The organism is Tateyamaria sp. LSS28 (genome assembly GCF_059611725.1).
This window is the reverse complement of record NZ_JCAPFI010000006.1, coordinates 219,890-239,581: the sequence shown is the minus strand read 5'-3', so window position 1 is coordinate 239,581 and position 19,692 is coordinate 219,890. Positions and strand designations below refer to the sequence as shown.

At 61.6% G+C, this 19,692-nt stretch carries 21 protein-coding genes; 14 read left to right on the top strand and 7 right to left on the bottom strand.

What is annotated here, in order from left to right:
- The first annotated feature begins 2 nt into the window (after positions 1 to 2).
- The gene (locus tag AC53L6_RS19040; RefSeq protein ID WP_496908972.1) at positions 3 to 905 is read left to right on the top strand and encodes an EamA family transporter; all 903 of its coding nucleotides are present in this window, start codon (positions 3 to 5) and stop codon (positions 903 to 905) included.
- Here AC53L6_RS19040 and AC53L6_RS19035 read toward each other — a convergent pair.
- Together AC53L6_RS19035 and AC53L6_RS19030 are read right to left on the bottom strand one after the other, a co-directional pair.
- Positions 902 to 1,597 carry an NUDIX hydrolase gene (locus AC53L6_RS19035; protein WP_496908971.1) on the bottom strand — a complete coding sequence of 232 codons (696 nt, stop codon included), beginning with the start codon at positions 1,595 to 1,597 and terminating at the stop codon, positions 902 to 904. The genes AC53L6_RS19040 and AC53L6_RS19035 overlap by 4 nt on opposite strands.
- A 39-nt stretch (positions 1,598 to 1,636) precedes the next feature.
- Positions 1,637 to 2,035, bottom strand: coding sequence for a DUF983 domain-containing protein (locus AC53L6_RS19030; RefSeq protein ID WP_496908970.1), 399 nt, complete (start codon positions 2,033 to 2,035; stop codon positions 1,637 to 1,639).
- 217 nt (positions 2,036 to 2,252) lie between these two features.
- On the opposite strand from AC53L6_RS19030, the gene AC53L6_RS19025 reads away from it, so the two are divergent.
- The 5 genes from AC53L6_RS19025 to AC53L6_RS19005 all read left to right on the top strand — a co-directional run bounded on the left by AC53L6_RS19025 (position 2,253) and on the right by AC53L6_RS19005 (position 5,123).
- Positions 2,253 to 2,699, top strand: coding sequence for an EF-hand domain-containing protein (locus AC53L6_RS19025; protein WP_496908969.1), 447 nt, complete (start codon positions 2,253 to 2,255; stop codon positions 2,697 to 2,699).
- 56 nt (positions 2,700 to 2,755) lie between these two features.
- Complete coding sequence (locus tag AC53L6_RS19020; RefSeq protein ID WP_299747185.1) at positions 2,756 to 3,343, top strand: RNA polymerase sigma factor; 588 nt, start codon at positions 2,756 to 2,758, stop codon at positions 3,341 to 3,343.
- 5 nt (positions 3,344 to 3,348) lie between these two features.
- Positions 3,349 to 3,717 (top strand): hypothetical protein, encoded by a 369-nt coding sequence (locus AC53L6_RS19015; protein WP_496908968.1) that lies wholly within the window; start codon positions 3,349 to 3,351, stop codon positions 3,715 to 3,717.
- Between the two features lie 2 nt (positions 3,718 to 3,719).
- A complete protein-coding gene (locus AC53L6_RS19010) occupies positions 3,720 to 4,205 on the top strand; it encodes a periplasmic heavy metal sensor (RefSeq protein WP_496908967.1) in 486 nt (161 codons plus the stop codon).
- A gap of 183 nt (positions 4,206 to 4,388) precedes the next feature.
- Positions 4,389 to 5,123 carry a class I SAM-dependent DNA methyltransferase gene (locus AC53L6_RS19005; RefSeq protein ID WP_496908966.1) on the top strand — a complete coding sequence of 245 codons (735 nt, stop codon included), beginning with the start codon at positions 4,389 to 4,391 and terminating at the stop codon, positions 5,121 to 5,123.
- Between the two features lie 36 nt (positions 5,124 to 5,159).
- Here AC53L6_RS19005 and AC53L6_RS19000 read toward each other — a convergent pair whose 3' ends face one another.
- The 3 genes from AC53L6_RS19000 to AC53L6_RS18990 are packed head-to-tail and all read right to left on the bottom strand — an operon-like array spanning position 5,160 to position 7,107.
- A complete protein-coding gene (locus AC53L6_RS19000; RefSeq protein ID WP_496908965.1) occupies positions 5,160 to 5,702 on the bottom strand; it encodes a hypothetical protein in 543 nt (180 codons plus the stop codon).
- Entirely contained in the window at positions 5,699 to 6,166 is a 468-nt protein-coding gene (locus AC53L6_RS18995) for a hypothetical protein (RefSeq protein WP_496908964.1), read from the bottom strand. Before AC53L6_RS18995 ends, AC53L6_RS19000 begins: the two co-directional genes overlap by 4 nt.
- On the bottom strand, positions 6,163 to 7,107 hold the full coding sequence (locus AC53L6_RS18990; protein WP_496908963.1) for an aspartate carbamoyltransferase catalytic subunit: 945 nt from the start codon (positions 7,105 to 7,107) through the stop codon (positions 6,163 to 6,165). The genes AC53L6_RS18995 and AC53L6_RS18990 overlap by 4 nt, the downstream gene beginning before the upstream one ends.
- A 129-nt stretch (positions 7,108 to 7,236) precedes the next feature.
- Between AC53L6_RS18990 and AC53L6_RS18985 the strand changes: the two genes are divergently transcribed.
- The 5 genes from AC53L6_RS18985 (at position 7,237) to AC53L6_RS18965 (ending at position 14,333) form a co-directional block, all read left to right on the top strand.
- Positions 7,237 to 8,010, top strand: coding sequence for a uracil-DNA glycosylase (locus AC53L6_RS18985; protein ID WP_496908962.1), 774 nt, complete (start codon positions 7,237 to 7,239; stop codon positions 8,008 to 8,010).
- The gene (locus AC53L6_RS18980; RefSeq protein ID WP_299204864.1) at positions 8,007 to 8,627 is read left to right on the top strand and encodes a LysE family translocator; all 621 of its coding nucleotides are present in this window, start codon (positions 8,007 to 8,009) and stop codon (positions 8,625 to 8,627) included. Before AC53L6_RS18985 ends, AC53L6_RS18980 begins: the two co-directional genes overlap by 4 nt.
- Positions 8,624 to 9,166, top strand: coding sequence for a molybdenum cofactor biosynthesis protein B (gene moaB, locus AC53L6_RS18975; protein ID WP_496908961.1), 543 nt, complete (start codon positions 8,624 to 8,626; stop codon positions 9,164 to 9,166). Before AC53L6_RS18980 ends, moaB begins: the two co-directional genes overlap by 4 nt.
- Before the next feature lie 94 nt (positions 9,167 to 9,260).
- On the top strand, positions 9,261 to 10,718 hold the full coding sequence (locus AC53L6_RS18970; RefSeq protein WP_299204870.1) for an efflux RND transporter periplasmic adaptor subunit: 1,458 nt from the start codon (positions 9,261 to 9,263) through the stop codon (positions 10,716 to 10,718).
- Complete coding sequence (locus AC53L6_RS18965) at positions 10,719 to 14,333, top strand: efflux RND transporter permease subunit (RefSeq protein WP_496908960.1); 3,615 nt, start codon at positions 10,719 to 10,721, stop codon at positions 14,331 to 14,333.
- On the opposite strand, the gene AC53L6_RS18960 is transcribed toward AC53L6_RS18965, so the two are convergent.
- Positions 14,330 to 15,142 carry a protein-disulfide reductase DsbD domain-containing protein gene (locus AC53L6_RS18960; RefSeq protein WP_496908959.1) on the bottom strand — a complete coding sequence of 271 codons (813 nt, stop codon included), beginning with the start codon at positions 15,140 to 15,142 and terminating at the stop codon, positions 14,330 to 14,332. The genes AC53L6_RS18965 and AC53L6_RS18960 overlap by 4 nt on opposite strands.
- Before the next feature lie 156 nt (positions 15,143 to 15,298).
- On the opposite strand from AC53L6_RS18960, the gene AC53L6_RS18955 reads away from it, so the two are divergent.
- The gene (locus AC53L6_RS18955) at positions 15,299 to 15,871 is read left to right on the top strand and encodes a YqgE/AlgH family protein (RefSeq protein WP_299604477.1); all 573 of its coding nucleotides are present in this window, start codon (positions 15,299 to 15,301) and stop codon (positions 15,869 to 15,871) included.
- On the opposite strand, the gene AC53L6_RS18950 is transcribed toward AC53L6_RS18955, so the two are convergent.
- Complete coding sequence (locus tag AC53L6_RS18950; RefSeq protein WP_496908958.1) at positions 15,868 to 16,803, bottom strand: L-threonylcarbamoyladenylate synthase; 936 nt, start codon at positions 16,801 to 16,803, stop codon at positions 15,868 to 15,870. The genes AC53L6_RS18955 and AC53L6_RS18950 overlap by 4 nt on opposite strands.
- A gap of 134 nt (positions 16,804 to 16,937) precedes the next feature.
- Between AC53L6_RS18950 and AC53L6_RS18945 the strand changes: the two genes are divergently transcribed.
- Positions 16,938 to 18,644, top strand: a complete 1,707-nt coding sequence (locus tag AC53L6_RS18945; RefSeq protein WP_496908957.1) for an acyl-CoA dehydrogenase — start codon at positions 16,938 to 16,940, stop codon at positions 18,642 to 18,644.
- Positions 18,644 to 19,690 (top strand): MBL fold metallo-hydrolase, encoded by a 1,047-nt coding sequence (locus tag AC53L6_RS18940; protein WP_496908956.1) that lies wholly within the window; start codon positions 18,644 to 18,646, stop codon positions 19,688 to 19,690. Before AC53L6_RS18945 ends, AC53L6_RS18940 begins: the two co-directional genes overlap by 1 nt.
- Positions 19,691 to 19,692: the final 2 nt, after the last annotated feature.

The window sequence follows — 19,692 nt, the reverse complement described above, 5'->3', positions numbered from 1 at the left end:
CCATGGCCCTTTGGATCCCCATTTCTGTCGCCGCGGCGATGTTTCAGACGCTGCGGTTCATGTTGCAGCGGCAACTGTCGCTCGGCACCCTGAGCGCGTCGGGCGCGACGCTTGCCCGGTTTCTTTATTCCGCTCCGCTCATTGCCGTTCTGATCATGCTGTACATGCGCAGCACGGACGGGGTGTGGCCAACGTTTGGACCGCTGTTCTGGATGTTCGCAGCCGTCGGGGGGCTGGCGCAGATCCTTGCGACGGTGGCCACGGTCAGCCTGTTCAAGGCACGCAACTTCGCGGTCGGCATCACCTTCAAGAAAACAGAGGTTATCCAAGCCGTCCTGGTGGGCTGGATCGTGTTGGGGGACGCGGTCAGCTGGCTGGGCTTCGCGGCCATCGGTCTGGGTCTTGTCGGAGTTCTGCTGCTGTCCGCCCCGCCCGAACCCGTGCGTTGGGACTGGCGGGATATGGCAAACCGGGCGACCGGGCTGGGACTGGCGGCAGGTCTGCTGTTTGCCGTGTCCGGGGTCAGCTACCGGGGGGCGTCGCTCAGCCTCGGGCTGGATGACCCGATTGCGCGGGCGGGTCTGACGCTGGCCGCCGTGACCGCGATGCAAACGGTTGCTATGGTTCTTTGGCTGCGGTGGCGTGATCCGGGTCAGGTCCGGGCCGTCTGGAACGCGCGCAAGGTTGCGGTTTGGGTCGGTTTGATGTCGATGGCCGGATCGTTCTGCTGGTTCTTTGCCTTCACGTTACAAAGTGCGGCCTACGTCAAGGCGGTCGGGCAGATCGAACTGGTGATGAGTGCGCTGGTCAGCGTGCTGCTGTTCCGAGAGGCGATTACGTCTCGGGAATGGATTGGCATGGCCGTTCTGCTCGGGTCCATCCTGTTGCTGGTGCTCGCGATCTAGTCCGTCATGGGATGGCCGCGCAGGCGGAGGAACAGGCTCTCTTCATCATTGTTCTTGAAATACGGCACGCTTGGCGGCGGGGCGGGGTCGGTCACGCGCGCCATGATTTCGGCCAAGACCACTTCGGTGATGAAGGGCATGTCAAAGCCACGGACATCGTCGAGCGCGATCCATTGCAGATGTGACAGTTCATCCGAGGCGCGGCTGAAGTCGTCGAGATCAGAGGCTATGTCCTGTGCGTCGATCAGGAAGAACCGGGCATCAAAGCGACGCGGGCGGCCGGGCGGGGTCAGGGCGCGAAAGACGAATTGCAGCGGCGCTGCGTGCGGGCGGTGCCCGGTGGATGCAAACTGTCTCCAATCCGGCGGGGCGTCTGACCAGTTGCCCGGCTGCCCGAGGATCTGCCCGGTTTCTTCAAACAGTTCGCGTATCGCCGCAGCAGCCAGGGCCGGTGCGAGATGGGGTTCCCCATCTTCTGCGAGCCGTGTGTCGTTCGGCGACAAGAGCGTCGACGCGAGCGGTATGGCGTGGTCACCTGCATCGACCGCACCACCTGGAAAGACGAATTTGTTGGGCATGAACGCTGCATTGGCGCCGCGCTGTCCCATGAGGATGCGGGGCGTTGTCATCCTGTCACGCAGCACGATGACTGTAGATGCATTCCGAATTTGGGTCTTGTCGATTGTGTTCATGTCACCCCTTTGGCCGATGTCGGCGCCAGGGTGCAGGTGCTACCCGGCGCGGCCGAAGCCGCCCATCGACCGTGCCCACTGAAACCCGACGATGGCCCCCTTGAGCCTCGGCAAAAGGTAGAGGGACAAGCCCACACAGCCAACTGCAAAAATCGTGAACAGCACCAGCGGCTCGGGTCGCCAATGGACAAACACTATGTGCAAGAGGGGCGCCATCAAGTGTCCGACCAGCAGGATTGTCAGGTATGCAGGGCCGTCGTCAGCACGCGCATGCGTGTAGTCGAGCTTGCACACCGGACAGGTGTCGGCGAGTTTCAGGTAACCCTTCAACAGCCTTCCGTTGCCGCAGCGCGGGCATTTGCGTTTCCAGCCACGCATCAGCGCCGGCCGCACGGGCCGCTGGACTTCATTCGGGATTGTTGTTTGCTCGGTCTGCATGGCATCTGCCTTTCTGGAAGCTCGCGGAACATGGGGGCGCATCACACAAAACGGAATGCCGCAATCTGTCCTTGCGTCCCGATGTCGCGTTCCACGTCAGGTGCGACTCGGCAGTTGTTATTTTTTTTCGACGGAATGTGCGGAACGCGCCGTTTGAGGTTGCATAGGACGGCGGGATCAACCGGCCGGACCTGAGGCAAAAAACGGAGTATACCTTATGCAACGCAGCACATTCATTGCAGCCATCGCCGCAGCGGCGGTTGGGCTTACCACATTGTCGGCCATGGCCCGCGATCGTGGCCCTGACTTTTCCGCTCTGGATGCGGATGGCAGTGGCGAAGTGACCTTGCAGGAAATGCAGGCAATCGGCCAGGCACGCTTTGCCGCGGCTGACACAGATGGCGATGGGTTCCTTTCGGTGTCCGAGCTGGAAGCAAGCGCCAGCGAGCGCGCAAAGTCCCGGGCGGAGCGCATCCTGTCCCGTATGGACGCCAACGAGGATGGCAAGCTGTCGCCTGAGGAAATGCAGAACAATCGCCGTGATCCGGCCCGCATGTTTGAACGTCTTGATGCCGACAACAGCGGCGGGATTTCGCAGGAAGAGTTCGAACAGGCCCGTGCAGAGATGCGCAAGGGTGGCCGCAAGCCGCGCGACAATAACTAAGGGCGCAGGCCCTGCCCCTTGTTCATGGGGGCAGGGCCGGGCAGGTTGCCGGAGTTATGACGATGCCGCTTGACGCACGCCCGGAGGAGGATGACGCCGCCTTGCTCGCCCGCTATGCGCGCGGAGATGCAGGTGCGGCCCGCGCCTTGACCGTTCGGTTGGCACCGCGCGCGCACGCGCAGGCCTTTCGTATGCTAGGCGACAGGTCAGAGGCAGAGGATGTGGTCCAGGATGCCATGCTGCGATTGTGGCGCATTGCGCCGGAGTGGCGGACCGGAGAGGCGCAGGTGTCGACCTGGCTGTACCGCGTCGTGTCCAACCTGTGCACGGATCGGTTGCGAAAACGCCGCCGGGGCGGTGTTGCGCTGGATGATGTGGCCGAGCCGGAAGATCCTGCACCGGGTGTGGAGGCAACGTTGCAGGACAATGCGCGTCATACCGCGCTGCGCGTCGCGATTGCAGATTTGCCAGAACGCCAGCGTCTGGCCCTGACACTGCGCCATTTCGAAGGGGTATCGAACCCGGAGATTGCGGAGCAGTTGGGTGTCAGCGTAGAGGCGGTGGAAAGCCTGACAGCACGGGCAAAGCGCGCCCTTGCAACGGCCTTGAAGGGGCGGGTGGCCGCCCTTGGATATGAAGGATGATGGATATGACAGTGGTACCAGACAAGCCTGATCCCAACGGGATCGACCAGATGCTGGACGAGCTTGCGGCACTGCCGGTGCCCGATCCCTCGGGCGATCTGGTGGCCCGGGTGCTGGCCGACGCCGAGTTGCATTTGCCAGCCCCCGGCGGTCGCGTGGCGGTGACCCCCTGGTGGCAGCAGATTGTGCGCGGCATCGGGGGGTGGGGGGCTGTAAGCGGGCTGGTTGCTGCAACCGCGACCGGCTTTGTCATTGGCCTTGGCGCGGTTGGCGACACGGGTGTCGATGCATTTTGGACCCTTGGCTATGACGATGCCTACTACGACACCGACCTGGGCCTTGATGCCTTTGGCTGGGCATTGGAGGAGGGCTGAGTATGGCAGACACACAAATTGAGCGCCGCTGCCCGGTCTGGGTGAAGATCCTGCTGGGCCTGTCCCTGGCAATCAACCTGGGCATTGCGGGCCTTGTCGGGGGTATTGCCCTTAGTGGGGGACCCTTGGGCGGCAAAGGGCCGGGCATGGGTTATGCGATGCCTTATGTACTTGCACTTCCACAAGAAGACCGGCGTGCCGTTTTCGGTGTGGTACGCGGTAACCGGGACCTGCCTGGTCTTGGCGTACGCCGTGCAGTCTATGGCGAGATGGTGGCCTTGCTCAAGGCAGACACGTTTGACCGGGCGGCCGTTAAAGCCATTCTTGAACGGCAGGCGCGTGGCGTTGAACAAGTTCAGAGTGTTGCGCAAGATGAATGGTTGGACAGGGTCGCTGCCATGTCCGACGAGGACCGCCGAGCCTATGCCGAGCGTGTTGAGGAGGTGGTTGCAAAAGGGGGCCCTCGCAAACCGCGCAAAGGGGATTGAGGAGAGCCGCACGCCTTTTGAGCCTTGATGTTCAGACGGCGGGTTCAGTCCAATCCTGCGCGGTGTGATGCTCGGCTCACTCTCAACGCGTTTCGAGGAAAGATGCCCTGCGTTCTGTGCGTTGACCTGCTAACATGCAGTGCACAGGAACGGCGCGCGCGGGTTGCGGGGTGAAGGATCAGAATGGACGAAGATGGCTACTTTGGTGACACCGTAGCGGAAAGCTATGACCGTGATCATGGCGGTGACGATCCAACGTTGATTGATCGGACGGTTGAGTGCCTCAAGGGGCTGGCGGGGTCGGGCAGCGTGCTTGAATTTGCCGCCGGAACGGGGCGCATCGCTTTGCCCTTGCTGGCATCGGGCCACGACGTGAAGGGCATCGAGCTATCGAAGGCCATGGTGGCCGAGCTTCGCAAAAAAGAAATCGGCCCGCCGATGGACGTGGTAATTGGTGATATGACCTCCGCCCAGGTGCCCGGGCATTTCTCGCTTGTCTTCCTCGTGTTCAACACGATCGACAACCTTGTCACACAACAGGCGCAGATCGCGTGTTTCAAGAACGCCGCACGGCATTTGGACAAAGGCGGGCGGTTCCTGATTGAAACCCGCGTGCCGCCCCTGCAGCGTATTCCATTTGGTGAGACTAAGATGGCCTTTGCCTGCAGCAGCGATCATTTCGGTGTGGATGACTACGATCTGGCCACGCAGTGCTACACATCCAATCATGTGTGGATGAAAGGCGATCAGCATCAACATTTGTCGATCCCGTTTCGCTATGTCTGGCCGTCCGAGTTGGACCTTATGGCGCAATTGGCGGGTTTGGAGCTGGAGCATCGGTGGGCCGATTGGGACAAGACGCCCTTCACGCATCTAAGCGAAAGCCACATCTCAGTTTGGAGAAAGCTCGAAGGGTGATTGCAAAATCCCGGTAGCGCTGCCACAGTGCGTAAGCTATCCGCCGATCCGGATCATCAGCCAGGTCAGAAGGCCCAGAACAAGCAAGGCAATCATGGCGATCCGGCCAGACATGGCGGCGTCGGATGGCTTTTTCTTCACGGTCTCGGGCGGGGCCGAGTAGGGTTTGGCACTGTCCGCCTCGACCGTTTCAGTCGCACGCCAGTCGGTACGGACCTCGCCATATGTGCCAATCAGCGTCAGCGTCGGGGCCGGCTCCAACACCGTTTCGCGATCCCCGAATGCAAGCGAAAAGACAATCATCACCCAGCCCCCCAGCTTTTCCAACTTGGTCCGATCGGGCGACAGTTGCTCGGGCGGTACTGCGTTGCCCTCAACCAGATAGCCAACAAGGCCAACCCCTTCGAGGTCCGAGATCGGGAAGACTTCGACATGCTGAGCGTCAACCGATGCCCCAAGTGCGGCATCAATCGCCTCTGGATTGTCCTTGAGTGCCTGCGCCTCCTTGTCCGTCATCGACAGGGCAAAGACGCGGATTACCCCGCGTTCATTGGGTGGCACGTCGATCAATGTGGTCATGGTTGCAGTCTCGATACGTAAGCATCACGCGCATCCAGTATGCGGCGCCGCAGATCGCGCGGAGCCTGTGGAATGGGCAAAGTCATCGCTGTTCCGTTCTCAAAGCGGACAACCAAAGACCAAAACGGCCAGCGATTGATCTTCTTGACTTCGTCCAGTGGAATCTCGGACGGGAAGTCTTCGTTTGGGGATATATGTATGGCTTCGTTGGTCAGGTGCCATTGGGTGCCACGGTGACGCCACCAAAGATCAAGCTCACCAAAGACCCACATATTAAACAGGACGATCAAAGCCGAAACAGGAATGCTTAGGAGAATGAGCCATAAGGCTTTCCCGAAATCCCCAAACAACCCGACAAGTACCCAAATGCCTGCAATAACACAGACGCGTACAACGTAAGAGCGTCTGGAAATCGTCCAACTGTGCAGTAGTGTTTCACCGGGTAGCAGTGTCGGCTGCGTCATGCGGCACCCTGAACGGTGCGCAGGTTGCGGGCCAGAAGGTCCATGGCGGCCATGCGTACGGCCACGCCCATTTCGACCTGATCTTGAATGACCGAACGGTTGATGTCGTCGGCCAATGTTCCGTCAATCTCAACCCCGCGGTTCATGGGGCCGGGGTGCATGACGATGGCGTCGGGTTTGGCATGGGATAACTTGTCCGCATCCAGGCCAAAACGGTGGTAATACTCGCGCTCGCTGGGGATAAATCCGCCGTCCATGCGTTCTTTCTGCAAGCGGAGCATCATCACCACATCGACATCTTTCAGCCCTTCGGCCATGTCGTCATAGACCTCGACACCGAACTCGGCGATGCCTGCGGGCATCAGCGTGGGTGGGCCGATCAGGCGAATCCGGTTCTCCATCTTGCCCAGCAGGATGATGTTCGACCGGGCGACGCGGCTGTGGGCGATGTCGCCGCAGATCGCGATGTTCAACCGGTGCAGCCGTCCCTTGGCCCGGCGGATCGTCAATGCGTCCAGCAGTGCCTGGGTCGGGTGTTCGTGCCGCCCATCGCCCGCGTTCAAAACCGCGCAATTCACCTTTTGCGCCAAAAGGTCCACAGCACCTGAATGTGGGTGCCGCACCACCAGCAGGTCGGGGTGCATGGCGTTCAGCGTCATTGCGGTGTCGATCAGCGTTTCGCCCTTCGAGATGGACGAGGCCTGCATCGCCATGTTCATCACGTCCGCACCCAGCCGTTTGCCCGCCAGTTCGAAACTGGCCTGCGTGCGGGTGGAGTTTTCGAAGAACATGTTGATCTGGGTCAGACCCGCCAGCGCATCGCTGTGCTTTTTGGCGGCGCGGTTAAGGTCCACATATTCTTCGGCAAGATCGAGAAGGGTGACGATTTCTTCGGGGCGCAGGTGTTCTATCCCCAGAAGGTGGCGGTGGGTGAAGGTCATGGCGATCCCTTGGCGTGTCCCCGCGCTTATATGCGCCCGCTATGCGGCGCGGCAAGCGCTTGGGTGGGCATATTTGTGGAACACGGAATAGGCATTCCGGTTCGTGTGCGGCGCGCGTAGGATTGCGCCATGGAATCGGCGGAATATCATGGTGCCCTCGCGGCCCTGGCCTGGCAGATCGAGCTGGGCGCGGACGAGTGCATCGCCGATGCGCCGGTCAACCGCTATGACGTGCCTGCAACAGTGCCGAAGGTGGCAAAGGTCCCGGCTGCCGCACAAACGCCTGCGGTGCAGATCCCGCAAAACACGGTCGACCCGGTTGTGGTCGCGCAGCAGGTTGCATCAGCGGCGACGGATCTGGATGGTCTACGCGCGGCGCTCGCCGCCTATGATCACTGCGAGTTGAAGCGTGGCGCCCGCAACCTTGTGTTTTCAGATGGTGTCGCGGGCGCCCGTGTGATGATCGTGGGTGAGGCGCCGGGCCGCGATGAGGATATTCAGGGCAAACCTTTTGTTGGGCGGGCGGGTCAGTTGCTTGATAAAATGCTCGCCGCAATCAATCTCAGCCGGGACGAGAGTGTCTACATCACCAATGTCTTGCCCTGGCGTCCGCCGCAGAACCGCGATCCAAAGCCGGAAGAGGTGGCAATGATGCAGCCCTTCCTGCACCGGCACATTGAACTGGCGAACCCCGACGTGCTGGTTGTTGTCGGCAACCATTCCTGTCAGGCGCTTCTGGGCAAACGGGGCATCACCCGCCTGCGGGGCAATTGGACCGAGGCGCGCGGCAAGCCTGCGCTGCCGATGTTCCATCCGGCCTACCTGTTGCGCAACCCGGCGGCCAAGCGTGAGGCCTGGGCCGATCTGCTCAGCCTGCAGGCTCATTTGAGAGACACCAAATGATCGACCCCATCATTTACCTGACCTTTCTGCCTGCGGCCTTTGCGCTGGTTCTAACACCCGGGCCGGACATGCTGTTCGCCATGGCGCAGGGTTTGCGGGGCGGGAAGGGGCCAGCGGTTGCAGCCTCTGCCGGGATCGCGTCGGGGGCTTTCATCAATGCGGGTCTTGCTGGCCTGGGTCTTGGCGCGCTGGTGGCTGCAGCCCCTTGGGTCTTTGGCGTGGTGCGCTGGGTTGGGGTCGCCTACCTGCTCTATCTTGCGATCAAGACGCTGATGTCGCCGCTTGTCGGTGAAAACACCCGGCCCGTGCGCCCTTCGCGGGCGTTTCGGGACGGGCTGGTGGTGAACCTGTCGAACCCGTCAGTGATCCTCTTCATCCTTGCCTTCATTCCGCAATTCGTGGACCCGGCGCGTGCCATCCTGCCGCAGTTCCTGATCTATGGCGGGACCATTGCCGTTCTGGGCTTTGCCGTAAAATCTGGCGTCGGACTTACTGCCGGTGGGCTTGGCCGCGCCCTCGCGCGCAATCCCATCATCGAACGTGTGCTGCGGTGGATCACCGCCGGTGTCTTCGGCGCCCTGGCCGCCCGCGTTGCCCTTGCTGGAGCCCGCCCATGAGCCGCATTGACGACGACCTCGACTTTATCCCGATCCGCATCGCCGTGCTGACGGTCAGCGACACGCGCAGCCTGGACGAAGACCGTTCGGGCGACGTGCTGGTGGGGCGACTGACCGATGCCGGTCATACGCTGGCTGACCGCAAGATACTGCCTGATGAGCGCGCGCAGATCGCGGATCAACTCCGTAGATGGTGCGATGAACCTGAGATTGACGTTGTATTGTCGACCGGTGGCACGGGTCTGACAGGTCGCGATGTGACAGTCGAGGCGCACAGGGATGTTTACGAAAAAGAGATCGACGCCTTTGGCACCGTGTTTACCATCGTGTCGATGCAAAAGATCGGGACATCCGCTGTGCAAAGCCGCGCAACGGGCGGCGTCTGCAATGGAACTTACCTGTTTGCACTGCCCGGCAGCCCGGGGGCGTGCAAGGATGCATGGGACGAAATCCTGGGTCGGCAGCTCGACTATCGGCACCGCCCCTGCAACTTTGTCGAAATACTGCCGCGCCTCGACGAACATCAGCGACGGAAATAGCCGTCGCTTACGTAACAGCTTTGTTGCTTGGACATTTCCCGGGCGCCACTAAATTGTGATATGATCCCATCGGGGCGGTTAATGGCGTGAAAGAATGAGATTTTTAAGGCAAAGCCTGATCGGACTTGTGCTTGCGGCACTTACCCTTGGTTTGCTCGCCTATGCAGGGTCCATCGTAAGTGGAGCTGTGCAGGAACGGTTGGCGCGTGAGGCAAACACGCCACCGGCCCGCGAACGGGTTTTTGCCGTTGGTGTCGTGCGGGCTGAAGCTGGTACCGAAACCCCGGTGCTTGAGGCGTTCGGAGAGGTTCAAAGCCGCCGCACGCTGGAATTACGCGCTGCGGCATCGGGCCGGGTGATCGAACTGGCAGACGTGTTCGAAGACGGCGGGGAGGTCGAGCAGGGCCAGGTCCTTGTGCGTATCGACCCTGCGAATGCCGAAGCGGCATTGGCACGTGCTGATGCGGATCTGATGGATGCCGAAGCCGAATTGCGTGATGCCGACCGGGCCCTTGTCCTGGCGCGGGACGAAGAGCGGGCAGCGCAAGATCAGGCCGACCTGCGCCAAAGGGCCTTCCAGCGGCAGGTTGATCTTGCCGAACGCGGCGTGGGCACCGCAGCGGCTGTGGAAGAGGCCGAGCTGGCCGCATCATCAGCCCGTCAGGCGGTGCTGGCCCGCAGGCAGGTTGTCACCTCGACCGAGGCACGGATCGACCAGGGTCGTACACGCCTTGCCCGCGCCCGCATCGCATTGGACGAAGCACAGCGCACGGTGGACGATACAACCGTTATGGCCCCGTTTGATGGCACGCTGAACGAAACCGATCTTGTTGCGGGCCGCCTTGTGTCAAGCAATGAAAAGCTTGCGGCGCTGATTGATCCAAACGCGCTGGAGGTGGCGTTTCGCCTCTCAACCGCGCAATATATTCGACTGCTTGGGGACAATGGCAGCGTGATGTCTGCACCGATGACGGCGACACTGAATGTCGTTGGTATTGATCTGACAGCCACCGGAACCGTCAGCCGCGCCAGCGCAGGTGGTGGTGACATGCAGACAGGGCGCCTGATCTTTGCTCGCCTCGACAGTGCGGTGGGATTCAAGCCCGGTGACTTTGTGACCGTTGTGGTGTCTGAACCGCCGCTGGATGAGGTGGTGCGCCTACCGGCCTCTGCCATTGATGCGGCGAACACAGTTTTGGTACTGGGTGAAGACAACCGGCTTGAATCCGTTGAAGTCGAGCTTTTGCGCCGTCAGGGCGACGATGTGCTGGTGCGCAGCCCTGACATTGTGGGTCGTGACGTGGTCGAAGCCCGCTCGCCCTTGCTGGGGTCCGGAATCTCGGTGCGGCCCTTACGTGCTGATCAGGCCGAGGCGCAGGTTGAGCCCGAGATGCTTGAGCTGACCGATGAACGCCGCGCCCGGCTTGTTGCTTTTGTGGAGGCGAACGAACGCATGCCAGCAGCGGCCAAGGAGCGTGCGTTGGCCAGCCTGAGTGAAGCGCGTGTGCCTGCACAGATGGTTGCACGACTTGAAAGCCGGATGGGCGGGTAGATGGTGCGCGACATCCCCAAGGCGGCGGGGGGGATCCTCAGCTACTTTGTTCGCCACCGCACCGTTGCCAATCTGCTGCTTCTGATGATGCTCGTGGCCGGTGTGGCTTCCATGCCCAACATGCGGGCCCAGTTCTTTCCCGATGTGATCATCGACAATGTCACGGTCAGCGTGGCTTGGGACGGGGCTGGGGCCGAAGATGTCGATGCAGGCATCGTTCAGGTTCTCGAGCCTGTACTGCTGGCAGTTGAAGGTGTTGAAAGCACAGAGTCCCGGTCGCGGGAAGGCTCTGCCACCGTAACGCTAGAGTTCGAACCGAACTGGGATATGGGCCGCGCCGCGGACGATGTGCAAACGGCGGTTGATGGCGTCACAACCTTGCCGGATGAGGCAGATGAACCAACGGTGCGCCGCGGCGCTTGGCGCGACCGTGTGACCGATGTGGTGATTACCGGGCCAGTGAACCCTCAGCAGCTCGGGCTGTTTGCCGATGAATTCATTGTGCGCCTCTTCGCCGAAGGGATCACGCGCACCACGATCCGCGGCGTTGCCGCGCCCCAAGTTCTGGTCGAAGTGCCGTCGCTGTCTCTGATCGCGAACGAAGTCACGATGTCCGAGATCGCCCAAGCGATCAACGCAGAGGTTGATACTGACCCGGCCGGCGACGTGTCAGGCGCCAATGCCCGCGTGCGTACAGGCACGCAAAAACGCACACCGGAAGAGATTGCAGGCATCGTGCTGCGGTCCAACCCGGATGGATCCAAGCTGCGTGTGCGTGACGTTGCAACCGTCACGCAGTTGGGTGCGGCGCGCAACCGCAGCTATTTCGTGGGGACCAACCCCGCCGTGTCGATCCGTGTGGACCGAACCAACAATGGCGATGCCATTGGCATGCAGGCGCAGGTGGAAAAGGTGGCGGCTGAATTGCAGTCCACCCTGCCCCCTTCGGTGACCGTTGACCTGATCCGCACCCGGGCCGAGGCCATCTCAGCTCGTCTCAATATCCTTGTCGACAACGCCATTGTGGGCCTCGGCCTCGTGATCTGCCTGTTGTTCCTGTTTCTGAATGCGCGCACGGCGTTTTGGGTGGCGGCAGGCATTCCGGCGGCCCTGTTTGCAGCCATCGCCTTGATGTTCCTTGGTGGCCTGACACTCAACATGGTGTCGCTCTTTGGGTTGATTATCACCTTGGGGATTGTCGTCGATGACGCCATCGTGGTGGGTGAGCATGCCGATCATCGCCACAGGGCGCTTGGTGAAGCGCCCATGGCCGCAGCTGAAAATGCGGCTCGCCGCATGGCAATGCCAGTCTTTGCAGCAACGCTGACGACTGTTATCGCCTTTTTTGGATTGGTCGCCGTCGGCGGACGCTTTGGCGATCTGATCCGCGACATTCCCCTGACTGTGATTGCCGTTTTGCTGGCCTCGCTTGTCGAATGTTTCCTGATCCTGCCGCATCACATGGGGCATGCGCTGGCCGCATCGGACAAACCGCGCTTTAGCCGGATCAAACTTGGCGTGGCGGTGCTGAGTGTCGCTGTGCTGTCTGCTGTGATCTCCGGTGCCGCGGGATATGTAATCTGGTCCGGCAGCATCGCAACTGCTTGGGATGTCTGGCCCTACCTGCTGGCAGGTCCCACCGTTTTGGCTGCCGTCTTCCTGCTGTCCCCTCGTCGCCTCAAGGTGGATTGGGTCGCGGGCATGGGGGCGAAGGGGCTCGACACGCCGTCGGTCATCGTCAACCACGGTTTTGAATGGATGCGTGAAAAGCTGTTCCGCCCCATGATGGCCGGTGTGATTGCCGCCCGCTACGTCGTGCTGGCGGGTGTTTGCGTGGTGCTGGCAAGCCAGGTGGCGCTGTTCATCCAGGGCGACGTGCAATGGCGGTTTTTCAACGCACCCGAACGCGGGTCCGTCACTGGCAACTTTGCAATGCTCGAAAGTGCCGCCCGCGACGATACCCTTGCCATGATGCAGGAAATGCAGCGCGCAACCGAAGCGCTCGGCGCCGAATATGAAGAACGCTATGGCCGCAACCCCATCGACTATGTGATCGCAGAGATCGGCGGCAATGCGGGCCGCGGTCTGTCCGGAACGGAATCCAAGGACACCGATCTGCTTGGCGGCATCTCGATCGAACTGATTGACGCCGACCTGCGCCCCTATTCCTCATTCGCATTCGTGGCCGATTTGCAGGATGCGGTTGTGCATCACCCCCTGGCTGAAACCGTCAGTTTCCGCGGTTGGAGATCGGGACCCGGCGGTGACGCGCTGGATGTACAGTTCTTCGGCAACGACACCGACACGCTCAAAGCGGCGTCCGAAGATCTTAAGCGCGCCTTGTTGCAGTATCCCGAGGTCAGTGCGGTCGAAGACAACCTCGCCTATGACAAGGAAGAGTTGATCCTGGACCTGACCGCCCAAGGGCAGGCCCTTGGCTTTACAATCGATACGCTCGGCAGCGCCCTGCGCGACCGGCTGAACGGGATCGAAGCGGCAACCTTTCCCGACGGTCCCCGCAGCGCCGAAATCCGGGTAGAGCTGCCAGAGAACGAGCTGACCGCCGATTTCCTGGACCGCACCCAGATGCGCACGCCCGATGGCGGATACGTCCCACTGGCGGACATTGTCAGTGTCGAACGCCGCACTGGCTTCTCCACCGTCCGGCGCGAGAACGGTATTCGGCTGATTTCCGTCACAGGCGACATCTCGGAAGATGACCCCGCCCGCGCGACCGAGATCAACCGGGCCCTTGAGGAAGAGATTCTGCCCAACATCGCCGCCGAACGTCAGGTGGATTTCCGCAAGGCAGGGCTCAGCGAACAGGAAGACGAATTTCTAAATGACAGCCTTACGGGCCTGATCCTTTGCCTGACCGGTATCTATCTTGTTCTGGCCTGGGTGTTTGCAAGCTGGACGCGACCAGTTGTCGTGATGGCAATCATTCCATTTGGCCTCGTTGGCACGATCTATGGCCACAGCGTGTGGGACATTCCGCTCAGCATGTTCACCGTGGTGGGATTGCTGGGGATGACGGGCATCATCATCAATGACAGCATCGTGCTGGTCACGACCATCGACGACTATGCCAAGGATCGCGGCCTGTTCCCGTCAATCATCGACGGGGCCGCAGACCGGCTGCGCCCTGTCATGCTCACAACGCTGACAACGGTGCTGGGCATGACGCCACTGCTCTACGAGACATCGCAACAGGCGCAATTCCTGAAGCCAACCGTTGTCACGCTGGTCTACGGCCTTGGTTTTGGCATGGTGCTGGTGCTGCTCGTGGTGCCGGCGCTGGTTGCCGTGCAACACGACGTGGCACGACAGATTCAAGCGATGCGGCGTGGGCTGGGATCACCAGCCGCGTCGGTCCGCTGGGGTTTCATGGTGCTTTGGGCGGCGGTATTGGGGTGGTTCGGTACGACGATGGGTTATGCTGTCGTCACCGGCGCATTGCCGCCTTACTTGACACATATGTTGCCGCAACTGGCAGAGAACGACGCAGTGCCAATGGCATTTGCCCTGTTTGCGGCTGGGGTGATGGTTTTGGGGCTTGTGGCCTATGTGCTGGCGGCGCTGACCTTCCAGATCATGCGCCGCCGCGCGGTCTAACCGGCCGTGCAGCCGCGCACGTCCACGGCATAGCTTCCGCCCAGAATGGTGATGCGCACGTTTGATCGGTCGATGGCAAATGCGCCGCCCTCGGTGTGCATCATCTCACTTACCGCGACGATGGTGTTGCCGCTGCGGGTGGTGGCTGCCTCGCTCACCCACACATCGGGCACGCCCGGTTCAATCACTGCCACCTCGGTGCCACCGGTATGCGGCAGGTCGATACGCGCCTCAATCTGCATGCCATGCTCGGTCGGGCGCAAGCGGCAGGTGGCGGATTGCACTTCGGCCTCGTCCGCGGAATAGGGCATATCGGCCAGAGCGGCCACAATGGCCGGGGTCGGGCTCAGGTCCGGGCTGTCCAGCAAGGCATCAATCGACACCTCGTGGGGAATGCAGACATCGGAACAGACGCCCATGGACAGCTTGGTGCGCAAGCGTATGGGCTTGCCTGGCTTCGCGGGGGTGATGTGCATGGGGATCACCACCTGCTCGGTATAGCCGATGGACCGCATCCCGTTCTGGACATGCACATCCGGGGTGGGCCAGTTCAGACCAACGGCACTGATGTTGCGGGCACGTGACCAGTCGAAATGCGGCGGAATGCCGGCATCGCCCGGTGCCCGCCAATAGGTTTTCCAGCCCGGGGCCAGAACCAGGCGCACCGCTGCCAAACGACGGCCATCAGGCAAATCCCAGCCCTGCAGCACTTCGGTTTGAACGATGTTGTCATACCGACCCTGGGCCAGGGTCGGCGCAGCGGTCACGGCAGCCAGCAAGGCGGCAAGGGGCAGGGCGCTCTGTTTCATGGTTTCTAGATGCAACGCCGGACGATCAAAGCCAAGTCACGTCCCGGTCAACTTCCTGTAACGATCCAGTGCGCGGTGGCTTGCCTGTGGCACGTCTTTCGGTTGCTCCGCGCGCGGACCGGCGGCATTCTGCCACCAGAAACAACGGAACAGGCAATGACAGTCGCCTCCAAACTGGATCTGACAGGGCAACTCCTGGTCGCAATGCCGGGCATGGGCGACCCGCGCTTTGACCGCTCGGTTGTGTTTGTCTGCGCGCATTCGGACGAAGGCGCCATGGGACTGATCGTGAACAAGCCTGCCACGGACATGATGCTGGGCGAGTTGCTGGACCAGATCGAGATTGCCTGCACGTCGCCTGAACGACGCAAGCCGGTGCATTTTGGGGGGCCTGTTGAAACCTCGCGCGGGTTTGTCCTGCATGGCCCTGACTACACATCGCGCCTTCAGACACTTAAGGTCGGCACCGCCTTTGGCATGACGGCCACGCAAGACGTGCTTGAAGATATTGCCATTGGTGACGGGCCGGAACGGGCGTTGGTCATGCTTGGTTATGCTGGATGGGGACCGGGCCAGCTGGAGGACGAGATCGCCCGCAATGGCTGGTTGACAGTCCCGGCTACGCCACAAGTGGTTTTCGGCACCGGCAATACATCGAAATGGATGAAGGCGCTGAATGCGCTGGGCATCGACCCGTTGGGTCTGTCAGGCGAAGCGGGTCGCGCCTAGGGCCGTGGGGCCGCCGCGCGCCGCAAGCGATCATTGATGGCCCGCCCCAGACCACATTCCGGAATAGGGGCCACCGCGATGGGTTTTCCAAGGGCATCCAGCGCATGTAGGTGGTCAAACAGGTTTGCAGCCGCCTCGATCAGATCACCCGAAAGGGACAGGTTCAGGTCCGACGCCATCGGCCCGAACCCCAACAGCACCTCGCCCGGATGGGCGGCATTGGCATTCAGGCGGACCGCCGCACCGGGGGCGTAATGTGATGCCAATTGGCCCGGTGCCGTGATGGCATCCCCTGCTTGCGCAAGGGGCCCGACAACGCGCTCGATGTCTTCCTGCGCCAGCCCACCGGGGCGCAACAGGGCAAGCGGATGGCCCCCGACGATTGCCGATTCCAGGCCCACGGTGCAGGGGCCTGCGTCAACGATGGCATCGATGCGCCCGCCCAGGCCCTCCATGACATGCGCCGCCGTTGTAGGGCTGATCCGTCCCGATGGGTTCGCGGATGGGGCCGCCACAGGCCCGTCAAAGACGCGCAGAACGTCCTGTGCGGCGGGATGTGCTGGCACCCGCAGCGCGAGCGTGTCGAGACCCGCCGTGACCAGCGGCGACAGACCGTGCCCATCCACCAGCGGTGCCACCAGCGTCAGTGGCCCAGGCCAGAAGCTTTCGGCAAGGTCGGCCAGCAGGCCCGTGATGTCGGCATATCGACGCGCCATATTCAGATCCGGCACATGCACGATCAGCGGGTTGAAGCGCGGGCGCCCCTTCGCCTCAAAGATGCGCGCCACCGCGTGGCTGTTCCGGGCGTCCGCGCCCAGACCATAGACCGTTTCGGTTGGAAACGACACTAACCCACCCGCCGCAAGCAGTCGCGCCGCCTCGGCAATCCCGCCCGCATCTGCAGGCAACAGGGCTGTCTCGCTTTGTGTCATTCGGCCTTGTCCGCTTTGTCGTGACGCCGCGTTTGAGTTGCGGTACGCCCATCAGAAACGCATCTATGATTTCAAACATGCCCCTTTAAGCGCGGTTGCTGCGCTTGCCAAGACTTTGATACCGGAGCTGACACATGCCATATCGCGCCCCCGTGGACGACTATACCTTCCTCTTCGATCATGTCGTTGGACTGGATCAGGTCGCCGCCACCGACCGTTTCGCCGATGCGACGTCCGATGTCACCGCCGCGATCCTGACTGAAGCGGGCAAGCTCTGCGAAGACGTGGTAGCACCCTTGCAACGCGCCGGTGACTTGCACCCGGCAAAGCTGGAAAACGGTGTCGTACGGACCTCGCCCGGCTATGCCGATGGGTACAAGGCCATCGCCGAAGGTGGCTGGGTCGGTATCGCTGCGGATCCTGAATATGGCGGCATGGGCCTGCCGATGACGGTGACCACTGCGGTGAACGAGATGATGTCGGCGGCCTGCCTGTCGCTGCAACTGGCACCGCTGATGACGCAGGGCCAGATCGAAGCGCTGGAACACCACGCCTCGGACGAGATCAAGGCGCTGTACCTGCCCAAGCTGATCTCGGGCGAGTGGACGGGCACCATGAATCTTACCGAGCCACAGGCCGGATCGGATGTTGGTGCCCTTTCGTCCAAGGCCGAGGACAACGGCGACGGTACCTACAGCATCTCGGGCCAGAAAATCTACATCTCTTGGGGCGACAACGACTTTACCGAAAATGTCTGCCACCTTGTGCTGGCCCGCCTGCCGGGCGCACCCGCCGGGACCAAGGGTATTTCCCTATTCCTCGTCCCGCGCAATATCCCGGATGAAAACGGCAATCCCGGTGTCGCCAACACGCTCAAGGTCGTGAGCCTTGAACACAAGATGGGCCTGCACGGCTCGCCCACCTGTGTCATGCAATACGACAATGCCAAGGGCTGGATGGTCGGCCCCGAAGGCGGCGGCATGGCGGCCATGTTCACCATGATGAACAACGCGCGACTTGGCGTCGGGGGACAGGGCGTAGGCGCAGCCGAGGGGGCATACCAGCACGCGCTCAGCTATGCGCTGGATCGCAAGCAGGGCAAAACCGAAGGCGACACCGGCACCATCATTGACCATGCGGATGTGCGCCGCATGCTGATGACGATGCGCGCCGAAACATACGCGGCGCGGGGTATCGCACTTCTGTGCGCCAAGGCGATTGATATGACGACTGCCACCGATGACGAAACCTGGAAATCCCGCGCGGCTTTGCTAACGCCAATTGCCAAAGCCTTTGGCACGGACATCGGCAACGAAGTGGCGGGCATGGGCATCCAAGTCCACGGCGGCATGGGCTTTGTCGAGGAAACGGGGGCAGCCCAATACGCCCGCGATGTACGTGTCACCACCATCTACGAAGGGACCAACGGCATCCAGGCCATGGATCTTGTGGCGCGCAAGATGATGGACGGGGGCGAGGCCGCGGCCCGCATCTTTGATGAGATTGAAGCTGCTGCAGAAGCTGCCCGCGCGACCTTCCCCAAGATGGCCGAAGCGGTCTGGCAGGCAAGCGAGACGCTCCGCGAGACGACGGAATGGATGATCGCGCAGAACCACCGCGTCCGGTTTGCGGGGGCTGTGCCGTACCTGCGCGCCTTTGCCCGCGTGCTGGGTGGCCATATCCACCTGCAATCCGCTCTCAATGATCAGGGCGGCGCGCATGAAAAAGTGGCGCGCTTCTACATCCAGCGGCTGCTGCCCGAACATGACAGCCTGCTTGCACAGGCACAGGCAGGCGACTACGACGTCTATGCACTGACACCAGAAGAGTTCGCCGCCTGATGAAAGACACACCGCCCGCTGGACTGAGATATCCGTGGGCGGAAGCGCCGGAGCACGGGGCCGCAATCGAAGTGGCCCCCGGTGTCCTCTGGATGCGGTTGCCTCTGCCGATGAAGTTGGATCACGTGAACGTCTACGCGCTGGACGATGGTGACAGCTGGACCGTGATCGACACGGGCTTTGCATCCAAGAAAACGAAAGCCATCTGGCAATCGCTGATGGAAGGCCCGTTGGGCGGAAAACCAATTGCGCGCGCGATCGTCACCCACCATCACCCCGACCACGTTGGGTTGGCGGGGTGGCTGCAATCCGACTTCGGGGCGGAACTTATCACCACGCGCACCGCGTGGTTGTTTGCGCGCATGCTGACCCTGGATGTGCAGGAAAAGCCTGTGCAGGAAACGCTCGACTTCTATCGCAGCGCGGGCATGGATGCGGCCATCTATGATCAGCGTGCCCAGGAACGCCCCTTCAACTTCGGGGACATCGTGGCACCCATGCCGCTGGGCTATACACGGATCAAGCAGGGCGACACGATCACCATGGGTGGCCGCACTTGGGACATCCACATTGGCAATGGTCATGCGCCCGAACATGCCACGTTCTGGAGCAGGGACGACAACCTTGTGCTGTCCGGCGATCAGATCCTGCCGTCGATCAGCCCCAATATCGGTGTCTACGCCACGGAACCCATGGCCGACCCTATTGGTGATTGGCTGGAAGCCTGCGAACGGCTCAAACTGCTGGCGCGCGATGACCACCTTGTGCTGGGCGGACATAAGTTGCCGTTCACCGGTTTGCCCACACGGATGCGGCAACTGATCGACAACCACCATGGCGCACTCAAGCGGCTGATGGAGTATATTGACACCCCTAAGGCAGCCTCCGAGTGTTTTGCACCGCTCTTCAAGCGCAAGATTGGCGAAGGCGAATATGGCCTCGCACTGGTTGAAGCTGTCGCGCATCTGTCGCACCTTTACCAAGAAGGGCGGGCGAGCCGCACCCGACGGGAGGATGGCGCGTGGGTTTACCAGCGCGCCGAGTGACA